11 protein-coding genes are annotated in these 15,632 nt (G+C 39.1%); 5 read left to right on the forward strand and 6 right to left on the reverse strand.

Features of this window, described 5'->3' with window-relative positions; translation table 11 throughout:
• Nucleotides 1-41: 41 nt before the first annotated feature.
• Nucleotides 42-1,217: a thiolase family protein gene (locus tag AC4CVF_RS15215; protein ID WP_419359111.1), complete on the forward strand. Its 1,176-nt coding sequence runs from the start codon at nt 42-44 to the stop codon at nt 1,215-1,217.
• Between the two features lie 102 nt (nt 1,218-1,319).
• Here AC4CVF_RS15215 and AC4CVF_RS15220 read toward each other — a convergent pair whose 3' ends face one another.
• Entirely contained in the window at nt 1,320-4,037 is a 2,718-nt protein-coding gene (locus AC4CVF_RS15220; protein ID WP_419359109.1) for a DUF2339 domain-containing protein, read from the reverse strand.
• 162 nt (nt 4,038-4,199) lie between these two features.
• Between AC4CVF_RS15220 and polA the strand changes: the two genes are divergently transcribed.
• Entirely contained in the window at nt 4,200-6,962 is a 2,763-nt protein-coding gene (polA, locus tag AC4CVF_RS15225; protein WP_336953362.1) for a DNA polymerase I, read from the forward strand.
• Nucleotides 6,963-7,099: 137 nt separating this feature from the next.
• Here the strand turns inward: polA and AC4CVF_RS15230 are convergent, their stop codons facing one another.
• The 5 genes from AC4CVF_RS15230 to ppx all read right to left on the reverse strand — a co-directional run bounded on the left by AC4CVF_RS15230 (nt 7,100) and on the right by ppx (nt 12,287).
• Entirely contained in the window at nt 7,100-7,669 is a 570-nt protein-coding gene (locus AC4CVF_RS15230) for a YggT family protein (RefSeq protein ID WP_004723028.1), read from the reverse strand.
• Between the two features lie 26 nt (nt 7,670-7,695).
• Complete coding sequence (gene proC, locus AC4CVF_RS15235; RefSeq protein WP_490789670.1) at nt 7,696-8,526, reverse strand: pyrroline-5-carboxylate reductase; 831 nt, start codon at nt 8,524-8,526, stop codon at nt 7,696-7,698.
• 15 nt (nt 8,527-8,541) lie between these two features.
• Nucleotides 8,542-9,903, reverse strand: a complete 1,362-nt coding sequence (gene tilS / locus AC4CVF_RS15240; protein WP_419359106.1) for a tRNA lysidine(34) synthetase TilS — start codon at nt 9,901-9,903, stop codon at nt 8,542-8,544.
• The gene (locus tag AC4CVF_RS15245; RefSeq protein WP_336953365.1) at nt 9,840-10,664 is read right to left on the reverse strand and encodes an acetyl-CoA carboxylase carboxyltransferase subunit alpha; all 825 of its coding nucleotides are present in this window, start codon (nt 10,662-10,664) and stop codon (nt 9,840-9,842) included. The genes tilS and AC4CVF_RS15245 overlap by 64 nt, the downstream gene beginning before the upstream one ends.
• A gap of 102 nt (nt 10,665-10,766) precedes the next feature.
• Entirely contained in the window at nt 10,767-12,287 is a 1,521-nt protein-coding gene (gene ppx, locus AC4CVF_RS15250; RefSeq protein ID WP_419359104.1) for an exopolyphosphatase, read from the reverse strand.
• A gap of 291 nt (nt 12,288-12,578) precedes the next feature.
• Here ppx and trxA point away from each other — a divergent pair, with 291 nt between their 5' ends.
• From trxA to AC4CVF_RS15265, 3 genes are all read left to right on the forward strand, one after another.
• Nucleotides 12,579-12,905: a thioredoxin gene (gene trxA, locus AC4CVF_RS15255; RefSeq protein ID WP_004723035.1), complete on the forward strand. Its 327-nt coding sequence runs from the start codon at nt 12,579-12,581 to the stop codon at nt 12,903-12,905.
• Between the two features lie 344 nt (nt 12,906-13,249).
• A complete protein-coding gene (rho, locus tag AC4CVF_RS15260) occupies nt 13,250-14,518 on the forward strand; it encodes a transcription termination factor Rho (RefSeq protein ID WP_336953367.1) in 1,269 nt (422 codons plus the stop codon).
• Nucleotides 14,519-14,898: 380 nt separating this feature from the next.
• A complete protein-coding gene (locus tag AC4CVF_RS15265; RefSeq protein ID WP_034609976.1) occupies nt 14,899-15,159 on the forward strand; it encodes a hypothetical protein in 261 nt (86 codons plus the stop codon).
• Nucleotides 15,160-15,632 lie beyond the last annotated feature (473 nt).

Here is a 15,632-nt window from a genome sequence, read left to right on the forward strand (position 1 = left end):
TTTTGGATATATTCACAGAATAATCATTTGGAGATAGAACAATGACTGACATCGTAATTGTTAATGGTGCCCGTACAGCTATGGGTGGTTTTCAAGGAAGTCTGACCAGTTTGACTGCACCTGACTTAGGTGCTGCGACAATTAAAGAAGCCATTGCCCGTGCTGGATTACAACCAAACGATGTACAAGAAGTCATTATGGGGTGTGTATTACCTGCTGGTTTAAAACAAGGTCCTGCACGTCAAGCGATGCGCAAAGCTGGCTTACCTGATACAACGGGTGCTGTAACCATTAACAAACTGTGTGGTTCAGGGATGAAAGCAGTCATGCAAGCTGCGGATTCGATCAAAGCAGGTTCGGCAGACGTCATTGTTGCTGGCGGAATGGAATCTATGACCAATGCACCGTATCTTCTTCCTAAAGCCCGCAGCGGATATCGCATGGGACATGGTGAAGTAAAAGACCATATGTTCTTTGATGGTTTAGAAGATGCTGAAACGGGTCGCCTAATGGGTTCATTTGCACAAGATATGGCAAATACAAAAGGCTATACACGTCAACAAATGGATGATTTTGCGATTCGTTCTTTACAGCGTGCACAAAAAGCTATTACTGAAGGTTGGTTTAAAGATGAAATCGTTTCTGTGACGGTTTCAAGCCGTAAAGGCGATGTTGTTATTGATCAAGATGAACAACCATTTAATGCCAATATCGAAAAAATTCCTACCTTACGTCCTGCATTTGCCAAAGATGGAACTATCACGGCTGCGAATGCCAGCTCAATTTCAGATGGCGCATCTGCACTTGTATTAACTTCTGCGGATCATGCTGCTGCAAAAGGGCTCCAACCATTAGCAAAAATTGTTGCATATGCTTCAAACTCACAGCATCCATCTGAGTTTACCATTGCTCCTGTAGGTGCAATCCAAAAGGTCCTGAATAAAACCGGTTGGGATGTTCAAGATGTTGATTTATGGGAAATCAATGAAGCATTTGCGATGGTCACTATGTGCCCAATCGATGAATTTAAACTGGACGCTGAAAAAGTCAACATTCACGGTGGTGCATGTGCCCTAGGTCATCCTGTTGGTTCTACAGGTTCGCGCATTATTTTGACCTTAATTCATGCTTTAAAACGTACTGGCGGTAAAAAAGGGATTGCGGCCCTTTGTATTGGTGGTGGTGAAGCGACTGCTCTAGCAATTGAAATTCTTTAAGTATCTCAATACTTAAACTTAAAAAGAGGCATTTACTATATAGTAAATGCCTCTTTTATTTTGCTTTCAACTGAACAACCTAAATTATCACCCAATCCATAATTAATGATTTAAATTTTTCTGATCAGGAATCGGGGCAATATAAGCAATAATCAGCATCACAAAACCCGCCCCCAAGAAAGAAACCACTCGAGTTAATGTTCCAATATGTGATAAATCAAAAAGCACCAATTTTAAGGTGACAATCACCAAAATACTCCCCCCTAAAATCCATAAAGGACGTAAAAACTTACGACTGGCAAAGCTCATTGCGATAAAAGCTAAGCTCACCCAAAGCAAGGTTAAGCTCAGTTGTGTAGTGGCATCTTGCCATAGACTAAGTTGATTATAAGGAGTAGCAAAATACACATGTAAAGCTCTTAAAATGATATAGCTACTCAGCCACAACAAACTTAGAACACACAGAACAGCAAGTATCCCATGGTCTATTCCCTGCTTTATACCTTGCTTAAATTGAAGATACAGCATCCAGAAAAAACCAATTAACATGGCGATACTAACCAAATCAAATGGATTTAAGATTGGTAATAAATATCCTTGAAATGCTTGCTGTGAAAATAGCTGAGAACAAATCATCCAAATCAGCATCAGTAATAAACTACTTCGCGTCTGCCAGAACATCGTCCATTCTGATTTTTTCTGAAAGAAACACCATCCACAAAACACTAAAGGTAAAATGACTACGCTGATATAAGGCATCGTTGCAATCAAGCTAAGACTGCTTAGACTTAAACTAACTAAAACACCTAAACTCAGCCATTCACTTTCAAACTGTATCCCTTTTGCAGGTCTTAACCAGACTGTCGCTAGCACTAAACCTGAAACTGAGATACCCCATCGTTCAATATCACTGGTCCATAACAACATGCCATTTTTACTAATATCCAATAATAAAATGAGTGTGAATACATAGACGGGAATTACCCCAATCCATTTTGGAATCAACCATGTTGATCTGGCCTTTAGCCACAACATCAATTCATTCATCAACAGATAAGCGACAACCACAATCAATACAGTGTATATATATCGATTTTCTCCCTCTAGGTGATCAAGCAATAATGCAAGAATCATCGTGGTTGCAGAAATCATCAGCAGGCTTAAAAACAAGGTCGTTACTGAACTGATCTGTTTGCGAAAATCATCACGACTATTTGCCAATAACACCACAGCGATATAGCTTAAACTTAAGCACCAATACATCGTGGTTGGAAAATCAGGCAATTCAAATAAGTAATAAAGGCTTGAACAACCTGCAACAATCAACAAGGCTATCGCCATATAACGACTGATCACTGATTGTCGATATAAAGCAAAGCCAAAAATACATAAGCCTTCAACAGCCCAACCCACCACGCTCCACTGACCATGCAGAAGAATCGGTGGAATTAAAGCAATAAAGATCAATGCCAAACTAAAATAACTTTGAGAAATCAGTTGAATAGATTGATTACGTTTAGAAAGTTGGTAAATTCCTGCAAACACCACAGCAAAACCAAGGCTAAATCCAGCAAGGATAAGCTCTTGGTGAAAATACATTAAATATATAAATAAATAGCCAATTATCGGTGCCCCAAAAATCAACGCAACATCTAAACTGGGTTTAAGTTTAAATTGCTCCAGGTCCTGTTTGGCGATCAATTGACTGAATCGAAAACCAAGCCAAATGAATACGGAGAGATGTGCAAAAATGAGTATTGTGAGTAACTGTTTTTCTTGAATATATCCATAATAGAACGCATAACCACCACCAATGATGACTGTCACTAAAAATCCGATCTGATTTAAATATTTCCAAGGTCTTAAGGTACTAAGTACAGCAATTGCAATGTTAATCACTAAATAATAAGCCATCAGTTCCGCCACCGTTGCATTTCGCACAGGCAACGTAAATGGCGCAATATATGCGATAAGGACTGCCATCAATGCCAATTCCACGCTTTGCTGCTTTAAGCTTAAACTCAGTGTCAATGCCATAATTACAGCAAAACATAAACTTGCCAGATAAAGACTCGGAAGCAACTGATTGTAATAGGCAAAGAATAAGGTTAAAAATAATCCAGCAAGCCCCAACCCCTCTATTGCTAAGGCAAAACTACGATTTTTATTTTGTAGCAACACTCCCAATGTGGTGATTGCTCCACTGGACAAAGCAACGATTGAAAGTTTGACTGCTAAACTTAATTGCCAATGCTCTGTCGCAAAACGTAGCAATAACACAATGCCAATCACCAAAACCAAGATCGCAACTTTTAAAACAGGATTTCCTTGAAAAATCCATTGGCGAATTTGTCCCATTAAGTTCAGGGAAGAGTCTTTATTCATCGCTATACTTTGTTTAATCGATAGCGGATGGTTTAAATCTGGGGATGTATGTTCTGAAAAGTTCAAATGTTGAATTTGTAATTGTACTTGAGTTAAATAACGCTCTAAACGGCGTAACCAGCGTAAGAAAAAGAAAATCCAAGCTGTGAGACCTAAACCAACCATCCAGCTCAAATGCAGTGTTAGCCCTACAACAGCAACAATCGAAGAAATATACAAAGGCACTTTTGAAGTGCTTTGTAATGGAAATAATGTCTGCTGTGCAATCTCTTGCAATGGATCTTGAATCGCATCAACATACTGCATCACACTCATGACAAATGCTAAACCACTGATGTATGTCAATATTCGTGCATCCAAAAACCATGCACTGACTGCAATAATGATCAACATCATTAACCAAATGATACGAATTTCACTCTGCCCTTTGAGCATATTTCATCTTTCTCGATCCTGAGTAACTCGATAATACAACAGCCTTGCTTGATGATTATGTGAATTCATCAGATATTCAGTAACACAAGGATGACTGTTGCATCTTCGCAAGCGTAAAAAATCACGTACAATAAAGCGGTTATTTGAATTAGGAAAATATCAATGCCACCATTTGTATTGGTCGATGGGTCATACTTTTTATTTCGTGCTTTTCATGCACTCCCACCTTTAACCACATCAACTGGATTACAGACCAATGCGATTCGTGGGGCAATTTCTGCAATTCAAAAACTGATGCGTCGTGTGCAACCAACACATATGGCGGTTATTTTTGACACACCTGAACCCACCTTTCGTCATGTGCTGTCACCGATATATAAAGGTGACCGTCCAAGCATGCCAGAAGAATTGTCACAACAAATTCCTTATTTGCATGCCTTGATCCGTGCTTTAGGTATTCCATTACATACGCTTCCTGGTGCTGAAGCTGATGACATTATTGGAACCTTGGCAAAACGTGCTGAAAAAGCTGGTCATCAAGTTTTGATTTCTACGGGTGATAAAGACATGGCCCAGTTGGTCACTGATAAGGTTACCCTTGAAGACAGTTTTAAAGACAAACCGATGGATGTCGATGGTGTAATCGAAAAATTTGGCGTCCGCCCAGATCAAATTATTGATTATTTAACCTTAATGGGTGATGCCTCTGATGGTATTCGTGGCGTACCGGGTGTAGGTGCAAAAACTGCCGCTAAACTGTTAAATGAGTATGGTACGATTGCTGGTATTTTGGAAAATGTTGATAATATCAAAGGTAAAGTTGGACAAAGTTTAAAAGACAATGTTGAAGGAATTACGCTTGATCATCAACTAGCAAGTATTGTTATCGATCTCGATTTAAGTTTGACCTATGATGATTTAAAGCTGTGTGAACCTGATGTTGAAGCATTGCGTAGTTTGTATACTGAACTTGAATTCCGTAATCAATTACAATCGCTTGATCATCCCAATAATCCAAATAGCCCCGCCTATAAACAAACAACTCAAAGTATTAGTAAAACCGAACAACCTGTTGAAAGTGAAATTACAGATCAAGCCACAAGTTCAAGTGTTGATGACCGTCTTGGTGAAGCCACTTATCATACTATTTTAAGTCAAGAAGCATGGGATAAGCTCTTCCAACGCTTAAGCACAGAAAAACGTTTTGCAATTGACACTGAAACCACAAGCTTAGATTATCGTATTGCTGAAATGGTTGGTTTTTCAGTAGCTTTTGATGCCAATGATGCTTATTACATCCCCTTAGCACATGATTATGAAGGTGCTCCTGAGCAACTCAATCGCGATGCGATTATTCAGCAAATCAAACCGATTCTTGAAGATCCAAGTATTGAAAAAATTGGACATCATTTAAAATATGATGCGCATATTTTTGAAAATCACGGTATTCATTTACAAGGTTGGTATTTTGACACCATGCTGGCCTCTTATGTATTGAATGCAGTGACAACACGCCATGGTATGGATGATGTTGCGCGCGTTTATCTGAGCCATTTGACCACAACTTTTGAACAAGTTGCAGGTAAAGGTGCAAAACAAAAGACCTTTAATCAAATCGAGATTGAAACCGCTGGACATTATGCAGCAGAAGATGCACATGTCACATACCGCCTATATGAAGTTCTGGAACGTAAGCTGAAAGAAATTCCTGAACTGATCAATATTTTACATCACATTGAAATGCCTGTAGCCAGTGTTTTGGCAACCATGGAAGAAAATGGGATAGAACTTGATCTAAGCTTCTTGGATCAGCTCAGTGTAGACTTTGCCAATACCATTCAAAATCTTGAAAATCAAATTATCGAAATTGCAGGCGAATCTTTTAATGTCGGTTCACCCAAACAAGTCGGTGAAGTTTTATTTGAAAAATTAGGCTTAAAAGGTGGCAAAAAAACGGCAACGGGACAATACAGTACCTCTGAAGCAGTTTTAGAAAAAATCGATCATCCAATTACTGAACTAATCATTGAGTATCGTGGTTTAACTAAGCTTAGAAGTACCTATACCGAAGCCTTAGTGAAACAAGCCAATCCCGATACCCACCGCGTCCATACCAGTTACCATCAAGCATTAACAGCAACAGGACGCTTGTCATCAACCGATCCAAACCTACAGAACATTCCGATACGTGAGGAAATTGGTCGTCAGATTCGTAAAGCCTTTATCGCACCTCAAGGTCGTGTACTTTTGGCAGCCGATTATTCACAAATTGAATTACGTTTAATGGCGCATTTCTCACAAGATGATGCTTTAGTTGATGCTTTTCAAAATGGGCAAGATGTACACCGTCGTACAGCATCTGAGGTCTTGGGTGTCGCGCTAGAAAATGTGACCTCTGATCAACGCCGCCAAGCGAAAGCTGTTAACTTTGGTTTATTGTACGGTATGTCTGAGTTTGGTTTGATTCGTCAACTGGGCTTTACTCGTGAAGAATCGCAAAACTATATTAAGCAATACTTCCACCGTTATCCGGGTATCTATGAGTATATGCAACGTACCCGCCAAGTCGCACTGGAACAAGGTTTTGTAGAAACCATTACAGGTCGTCGCTTATATACACCAGATATTGATGCTCGAAATATGATGGTGCGTAAAGGTGCGGAACGTGCTGCGATTAATGCCCCACTCCAAGGCTCTGCTGCTGAAATTATTAAAATGGCGATGATTGAAGTCAATAAAATCTTACCTCAAAATCAGGCGAAACTTTTACTTCAAGTACACGATGAATTGGTGTTTGAAGTTGATGAGGCTATTGCAGATAAATTGGCTGCACAGATTAAAGATGTGATGCAAAAGGTCGTTACCTTATCGGTACCTTTAGTTGTTGAAGTCGGTCAAGGCAAGAATTGGGGTGAAGCACATTAAGCCTTTAGACTATTCCCTAACTTTCTAGAAAAAGTTAGGGAGAGATCATCTTTTGTTGAAAACATACTCAATATTATATTTTTAATACTCACAAAAAAAGGACTCTATTGAGTCCTTTTGCTATTTAAACTGGTAAGTTAAAGGCCTGTTAACAACGCAATCGCAGCATAATCCATAACTTTTTCAGCAATGATCAATGCCAAAATCGCTAGAATTGGAGAAAGATCAATCATTCCCATATTTGGCATGATACGGCGGAACGGCGCCAATAATGGCTCGGCAAGCTCTTGAATCACTTCAATATAAGGTGATCTCGACTGGGTAAACATCACCACCCAACTAAGAATAATGGTCGCAAAAATTAAATAGCGACAAAAACGAATCAGGTCTTGGATCATGGTTACAAAAGTTAGAATGATCAAATGTACAGGACTATTAGGTATTGCACCTTGCAAGTACATCATTCCAAAAATCTTAAGCAGATATAACACCACCAGCAAAACTAATGCAGCTGTATTTACTCGCCCTTTGGCTAAAGGCGGAAAAATTCGACCAAACATATCCACAATTTTTGTCGCTTTGACTGTCGACATCACCACTGGATTGTATGGACTCACCATGGCCAATTGCATTAAAAAACGAAAGAATACGAGCAAAATCGCTACGTTAATAATAATGCCAAAAATTTGCGCAGAATTTGCACCCATACTGGAACGTTCCTAAAAATCAATAATTATTTAATGCTGTCACTTAATTCTTGAGCCAGTTCCTGACTACGCTTCTGCGCAGCAGCTAAAGCTGTCTGAATATTTTGAGAAATTTGAGCACGATCAAATACTTCTAAAGCAGCTTGTGTAGTACCGTTTGGAGAAGTCACATTTTTACGCAATTCCGATGGCGCATTTGAGCTGGTAATTGCCATTTGTGCTGCACCAAGTGCTGTCTGTAAAGTTAAAGCGGTCGCAACCTTTTCATCTAAACCCATATTTTTTCCAGCGCGAATCATGCTTTCCATCATATAGAAGAAATATGCAGGGCCTGAACCAGAAACAGCAGTCACAGCATCAATTTGCGCTTCAGAAGTCACCCAGATCGTTAAACCTGTCGAAGCAAGTACTTGTGTTGCCAATTCGCGGTCTTTAACACTGACCTCTTCTTGAGCAAAAATACCATGTGCACCAGTTTGAACCAAAGCAGGTGTATTCGGCATAACACGAACAATACGCTCACTACCCGTTAAGTCTGAAATTGTTTGAATTTCAGCACCTGCAACAATTGAGATCAATAATTTATCTTCGAGTAAACCTTTTAATGGTTTAAGCACTCCACCCAAAACTTGAGGTTTTACAGCAAAAACAACGATATCGGCGTTTTTAATTGCTGCGATATTATCGTCAGTCACATGCACATCTTTTTCTTGTAGCAATTGTCGAATATTTTCAAAGGGGTCAGAAACTGTAATACGTGTTGCAGGTAATCCACGACTCAACAAGCCACCGATTAGGGCTTGTGCAATATTCCCACCACCAATAAAAGTAATATTACAATTTAACGCTGCACTCATGAATCACGCTCGACCTTAGTTTTTTAACTCAGAGATTAAATTTGGTTGCCATCCACCCACTTCACAATATTCAGATTGCGCCAACCAAAAACCATTTGGTGTAAACACACCAAGCATAACATTATCTACACTTAATATTTGAATTGTATGACGCATCCACGGAAAAATATGTGCTTCTTGAATAGCTTTTTTCAAAGGCCAAGCACCTACTCTGCCATAAAGATGAATTTTTTCACCACCTAAACGCGGCTTTAATGTTAGCTTATGATTGAACAGTGCAAAAGCCAGGCCCATTTTAGAGCTTTCGATCTGAAACACACCAGATGTGAATTGTAGTTGTTGATGAAGCTGAAATTGAACTTCCTGTTCTTGAGGCAATTGTTTAGATTTTGACGCTAAATATTGGTTTTGCTCAATTCGGTAAAGCTGATTTTGATAGCGTAAATAATAAAAATGATTCCAATGTAAAGCGGCTTGCGCATCTGTCTTAGATTCAATTACCTCATCTTGTAGCCTTTGCACCATGTCCAAAGCTGGGCGATATGTCCCTTCACCTTTCATCCACATTGAGAGAAGTTGCCGCTGTCTAGCAGGGGAAAGTGATGCCAATTTGGCTAAATCCAATTGTGTAGGATGACCACAGAACTTTAAATCCTGCTGTACTACCTCATTGAGAATTTCATCAGCATCTTGCATTAAATAGCTAGTACGTGCCAATGCTTGCTGCATTTTAGGATAACGACTTTGCAAAATATGCCAAAGTTCATGTCTACACCATGCACGGTCATAATGTATATCTAAATTGGAAGGATCATCCACATAATCGATTTTCAGTTGCTCAACCCATTGGCAAATCTGCTCACGGGAAGTATCAAGTAAAGGCCGCCAGATCAGCAATTGATCGCGCTGATCGATGGATTGCATTGCTGATAGACCTGTAACCCCCGCACCTGACAACAAGCGTAACATTAACGTTTCGGCCTGATCTTGCTGATGGTGAGCAAGAACCAATACCTCATTTTTATCTATATGCTGAAAATAAGCCTGATAACGCACTTCACGTGCTTGATTCTCAAGATTGCCTTGAGCGACTTGAACTGGCTGAAGAATATAAGGAATATTAAGCGCTGTACATTGTTGAGCAACAAAATCAGCCCACTCATCACTGACCTTTTGCAGTTGATGGTTGACATAAATTGCACGAATTCGCTCAGGAAAAAGCTGTGCCATCAGATGTAGCAATAGCATGGAATCCATACCACCGCTACATCCGATTAAGAAACGGGTATCTTCAGGAAATTGAGAATACTGTTTTAAGAAGCAAGACCTAAATTGTTGCTGCCAAACTTCATTAAACGTTGATAACGTGCTTCGCATCGTTCTTCCGCAGTCATTGGCTGTAATTCATCAAGCGCTTGTTTTAACACATCCTTAAGTTTTTCCATAACCTCAAAAGGATGCAAATGAGCGCCATCACCTTCATCAACCACATATTCAACAATGCCAATTTCTTTCAGTTTATTGGCAGTTAATGCAAGTGCTTCACTGGCTTGTTCAGCTTTATCCGCAGTTTTCCATAGAATCGATGCACAACCCTCAGGAGAAATCACAGAATAGATACTATGCGAAAGCATAATGACGCGATCAGCAACACCAATCCCCAAAGCACCACCAGAACCGCCTTCACCCAAAACTGTCGCAATCACCGGCACTTTAAGGCTTGAAAGTTGCGCCAAACTTGTTGCAATTGCTTCCGCTTGACCACGCTCTTCAGCACCAATACCAGGATATGCCCCCATCGTATCGATAAAAGTAAATACAGGAAGGTTAAAGCGTTCCGCCATATCAAGTAAGCGTTGAGACTTTCTGTACCCTTCAGGATTACACATCCCAAAGTTATGCTGTAATTTTTCACGCGTACTACGACCACGGTGTTGACCCACAACCATCACTGGTAGACCGTTAAAACGGGCCAAACCACCCACCATTGCACCATCATCACCATATAGACGATCACCATGCAAGGTATCAAATTCAGTAAAGATTTCGCCTACGTAATCCAAAAATTGCGGACGCTCAGGGTGACGTGCAATTTGAACCGTTTTCCAAGCTTGAGATTGAGCAGCTTTATTTTTCATAAGTCGAGTATTATCCCTAATTCACCGATGGATTACGCATCGGAAGTTTAGGTTTAAGTGATATGAAATGATTGATCATTCCATCATCACAAAACCTTTAAGTTAATCGATAAACTGTTCCGACTGAATATTCAATTCAATGTCCCAATGCTTAAATTGCACTTGCTCATCATGCAAATCTGCAACCAGCAATGGCCATTGTTTGGCATCACCAGAAACGCTAAGTTGCCATTGTTGCTCATTCTCTACCGCCAATTCAATGGCAGGAAGCATCTCATCGCTACGACTATGATTCAGTAAAACAGCAAGACGGAGTAACAAACACAAGTACACAAGCTTGTTGCCGCCCACTTTTAGCACTTCTAATTTGGCATCTACTCGCAATTTACGACGATGATGAGCGACCAAATGTGACAAATGGTTTTGATCAATTTGTGAAAAACCAGGAATGTCTGAATGTTGTAATAAGTAAGCACTGTGTTTTTGATAACCACTATGGCTAATGGCTAAGCCCATCTCATGCAAATAAGCAGCTCGACGCAAAAGATCACTATCATCACTGTTTAAATTTAATGTACTGGCCACGGCATTAAACAAATGTTGTGCTGTTTCTACGACACGCTCAGCTTGTTTTGCATCTGCACCATAGCGTCCCATCATTGCCTGTACACTACGATCCCGAATATCTTCATGTTGGAAACGGCCTAATAAGTCATACATTACACCTTCACGTAATGCCCCATCAGAATATACCAGCTTATCAATATTCAAGACTTCAAAAACAGCATAAAGGATCGCTAAACCCGCAGGTAATACAGCTCGACGGTCTTCTTTTAAGCCTTCAAACTCCATATCTGAAATATTTTTAAATTTCAGCAATTTATCTTTTAACTTTTCTAAACCTTCTCGAGTAAGATTTTCTTGCTCATCACTCCAGCCCATATTGACAGCAATTTGACGACACGCTTTGATGGTTCCACTAGAACCGACCACAGTATCCCAACCCGCAGCTTTATAGGTATTTGCAATCGAAGACAATTCTTTTCGTGCAGCAACCACAGCTTTATCAAAAGCCTTGTTATTAATATCGCCCTCGGCAAAATAGGCTTTAGTAAAAGCAACACAGCCCATTTGTAAAGATTCGGTATGAATCGGCTCAAACTCTTCACCAATAATCAATTCAGTAGATCCACCACCAATATCGATCACCAGACGACGACCACTATTGGCCATAGTATGCGAGACACCCAAGTAAATAAGTCGGGCTTCTTCTCGTCCCGCAATAATTTCGATGGGTTTTGGCAGGATCTCAGCTGCTTTTTGAATAAATTCATGCCCATTTTTAGCTTGACGTAGAGCATTTGTCGCTACAATTCTGAGGCGAGTGGGCTGTACTGAACTTAAACGTCCAACAAAACGCGCTAAGCAAGCCAAGCCTCGTTGCTGTGCAGCTTCAGTTAAGTTTTTATTTTCATCTAATCCAGCCGCAAGCTGAACCTTTTCTGACATAGAAGCAACTTTCTTAACTTCACCATGATCCACACGAGCAATTGCCAAATGGAAACTATTTGACCCCATATCAATCGCGGCAAGTAATTCTTCATCAATCAAAAAATCAGACATTATTTATACAAACTCATACTGAATTGTTGCTTAGATTAATTCACATACACGCTTTTTAAAAGCCATTTATTTAGACAATTTGATGAGTCATTATTTTTTCAGCATATATGACAATTATGTGACAGTTTCACTGATTTTCTAAAGATCCGATTGTAAATATCGTGAGCATCAATTGGACAAACTCACAAATTAGAATGAAAATTTAAGCATCCCCCTACATTGTTAAAGATGACTATGTAATACTTATATCCATAGATAGATTCATCTTTAAAATATTTTGGAGCAAAATCCATGTCTGGCAATATCGTAAATACCACTGATGACAACTTTGATGCAGATGTACTTCAATCTGATATCCCTGTAATCGTAGATTTCTGGGCTGGCTGGTGTGCACCGTGTAAAGCGATTGCACCAGTTCTTGAAGTACTTTCAACTGAATTTGAAGGTAAAGTTAAAATCGTTAAAGTTGATGTGACTGCATGTGAAGCAACTGCTGTCAACTATAACATTCGTAACATTCCAGCGTTATTGATGTTCAAAAATGGTGAAGTTGTTGCTCAACAGATTGGTGCAGTGCCAAAATCTAAATTAACTGCATTCATTGAAGAAAATATTTAATTTGCTGAATTTATACATTATTTGTATAAATCTAGGAAAATGAGAAATACGCTTGATTTTCTAGCGTATTTTTTTTCGACTATAATTTGACAAACTTGTTGATCTAACTTATATTCCATGCTCAAGGAACATTAGGATTCTCTTCCTGTTTCTTAAAGGACAACACATAAGATCGCCGTTCGGCAACAGAAATTGTTTTACATATTTCTCCTCGAAAGAACTACATAGATTCTGAGTTTGTTTTTGTGTCTATACAACTTCAACTCACCTATTACACTGCTGGCGACTTTTGCTTCTTTTCTCTTTATCTGTGTTCCACACATCCTTATTCAATCTGACCATTTATGAATTTAACTGAACTCAAGAAAAAACCGATCGGCGAACTCATTAAAATTGCTGAGTTTATGGGCCTTGAAGGAATGGCTCGTAATCGTAAGCAAGACATCATTTTTGCCATCCTCAAACGCCATGCAATGAATGGCGAAGAAATTTTTGGTGATGGTGTTCTTGAAATTTTGTCTGATGGTTTCGGCTTTTTACGTTCCGCTGCAGGTTCTTATCTTGCAGGTCCGGATGATATCTATGTTAGTCCTTCACAAATTCGTCGTTTCAATCTACGAACGGGTGATACGATTACAGGTACGATTCGCCCACCTAAAGAAGGTGAACGCTACTTTGCATTATTAAAAGTTAATCAAATTAACTATGACACTCCTGAAAACTCACGCAATAAAATTTTATTTGAAAACCTCACACCACTTTTCCCAACTGAGCAATTGGTTATGGAATTAGGTAATGGTTCTTCTGAAGATTTGACAGCGCGTGTAGTGGACTTAGTTGCACCCATTGGTAAAGGTCAACGTTCAATTATCGTAGCACCGCCAAAAGCGGGTAAAACAATGTTATTACAGAACATTGCTCAATCTATTGTGCGTAATAATCCTGAATGCTTCCTGATTGTACTTTTGATCGACGAACGTCCTGAAGAAGTGACCGAAATGGAACGTACTGTGCGTGGTGAAGTTGTTGCATCAACATTTGATGAATCTCCAGCTCGCCATGTACAAGTTGCTGAAATGGTGATTGAAAAAGCCAAACGTCTGGTAGAGCACAAAAAAGATGTTGTAATCTTACTTGACTCAATTACACGTTTAGCACGTGCTTATAACACGGTTGTTCCTTCATCTGGCAAGGTACTTACGGGCGGTGTTGATGCACATGCCTTAGAACGTCCTAAACGTTTCTTTGGTGCTGCACGTAATATCGAAGAAGGCGGTTCTCTCACCATTATTTCTACTGCCTTGATTGAAACAGGCAGTAAAATGGATGAAGTGATCTACGAAGAATTCAAAGGTACAGGTAACCAAGAAATCATTCTTGATCGCCGTATTGCTGAAAAACGCGTCTTCCCAGCAATGAATATCAAAAAATCGGGTACGCGTCGTGAAGAGCGTCTCATGAACGAAGAAAATCTTCGTAAAGTATGGATTCTTCGTAAACTTCTTCATCCTATGGATGAATTAGTGGCGATGGAATTCTTATTAGATCGAATGAAAGAAACCAAAACAAATGATGATTTCTTTGATCAAATGAAACGTAAAGCTGCGAACTAATTCGATAAGTATTTAAAAAGGCTACTTTAATAGTAGCCTTTTTATTTGGTTGACATTATTTACATAAATATACAATCACCGAGCTTCAACGTTACAGAACATTGCAAATATTTAAATATATAAATTGTTGACCAATATTTTTTATATTTATTAATAGCTTATTTATCAACAAACCAATCTAAAAGTGCAACTTGATTGTAAAATACTGTTAAAAAAACATCACTTTTTCATCAATTTGGTCAGTTTTTTTAAGATTAACAGTAGCAATTCAAAATGCGCAGTGATAGCATATTCGCATACCAGTTAGACTGCTCATGCAAAAAGCAAAAAACAGGCTAACTTGGGTTTTTTGTCTCAATTAAATTTATGAGAGTGATGCCATGTTATTCAAAAAAATCGCTATTGCTGCTGCAGTTGCTACTACTTTAGCTTTCGTTGGTTGTGCTAAAAAAACTGAAGAAGCTGCTGCTGACGCAAATGCTGCTGCTTCTCAAGCTGTAGAAGCTGCTTCTGAAGCTACTGCTGCTGTTGACGCTGCTGCTGCATCTGCTACTGATGCTGCTGCTGACGCTACTGCTGCTGCATCTGATGCTACTGCTGCTGCTGCAGACGCTTCTGCTGCTGCTTCAGCTGCTCAATAATAATCGCTTAGATTGTTATCAAGAAAAGAGAACCTTTTAGGTTCTCTTTTTTTTGCTATATTTTTTGTTAAAATTTGATTAATCAGAAACAAGCCATATTACCTTCAAGTTAAACCTCTTTAGACCGTACTAACACGAATCCCTTAGAACTATATTTTACTTTTATTATCATCCTTTAAAATAACCGATCTAATCGGATAATCTTAGCCAACACTATAATGTTTTTACTTATTTGTGTTTTTACAAAGACGCTTAGAGTTTTCTCAGATTATAGTTATTAGCCATAAGAGCTTTGCTTATCAACAATTGCAACACATTCTCCCGCCTTGTTTTAACTAAAACTTCGTCTACTTAAAAATCCAGTTGATCATTTGATATTATGATAAAACGATATCAATCCTTGCTACAATCATTCCAACAAAGCTAGTTTATACAACTCTAGCGGCATTTATTTTTGCAATAAAAAAACCCCA

It is taken from the genome of Acinetobacter sp. LipI_19 (genome assembly GCF_058242925.1).

What these genes read in the sequence shown, in the direction of transcription:
- proC (WP_490789670.1), bottom strand. Translation starts at nt 8,526, where the DNA reads ATGAGTGCAGCGTTAAATTGTAATATTACTTTTATTGGTGGTGGGAAT.
- rho (WP_336953367.1), top strand. Translation starts at nt 13,250, where the DNA reads ATGAATTTAACTGAACTCAAGAAAAAACCGATCGGCGAACTCATTAAA.
- AC4CVF_RS15245 (WP_336953365.1), bottom strand. Translation starts at nt 10,664, where the DNA reads ATGAAAAATAAAGCTGCTCAATCTCAAGCTTGGAAAACGGTTCAAATT.
- tilS (WP_419359106.1), bottom strand. Translation starts at nt 9,903, where the DNA reads ATGCGAAGCACGTTATCAACGTTTAATGAAGTTTGGCAGCAACAATTT.
- AC4CVF_RS15220 (WP_419359109.1), bottom strand. Translation starts at nt 4,037, where the DNA reads ATGCTCAAAGGGCAGAGTGAAATTCGTATCATTTGGTTAATGATGTTG.
- AC4CVF_RS15230 (WP_004723028.1), bottom strand. Translation starts at nt 7,669, where the DNA reads ATGGGTGCAAATTCTGCGCAAATTTTTGGCATTATTATTAACGTAGCG.
- AC4CVF_RS15215 (WP_419359111.1), top strand. Translation starts at nt 42, where the DNA reads ATGACTGACATCGTAATTGTTAATGGTGCCCGTACAGCTATGGGTGGT.
- AC4CVF_RS15265 (WP_034609976.1), top strand. Translation starts at nt 14,899, where the DNA reads ATGTTATTCAAAAAAATCGCTATTGCTGCTGCAGTTGCTACTACTTTA.
- trxA (WP_004723035.1), top strand. Translation starts at nt 12,579, where the DNA reads ATGTCTGGCAATATCGTAAATACCACTGATGACAACTTTGATGCAGAT.
- polA (WP_336953362.1), top strand. Translation starts at nt 4,200, where the DNA reads ATGCCACCATTTGTATTGGTCGATGGGTCATACTTTTTATTTCGTGCT.
- ppx (WP_419359104.1), bottom strand. Translation starts at nt 12,287, where the DNA reads ATGTCTGATTTTTTGATTGATGAAGAATTACTTGCCGCGATTGATATG.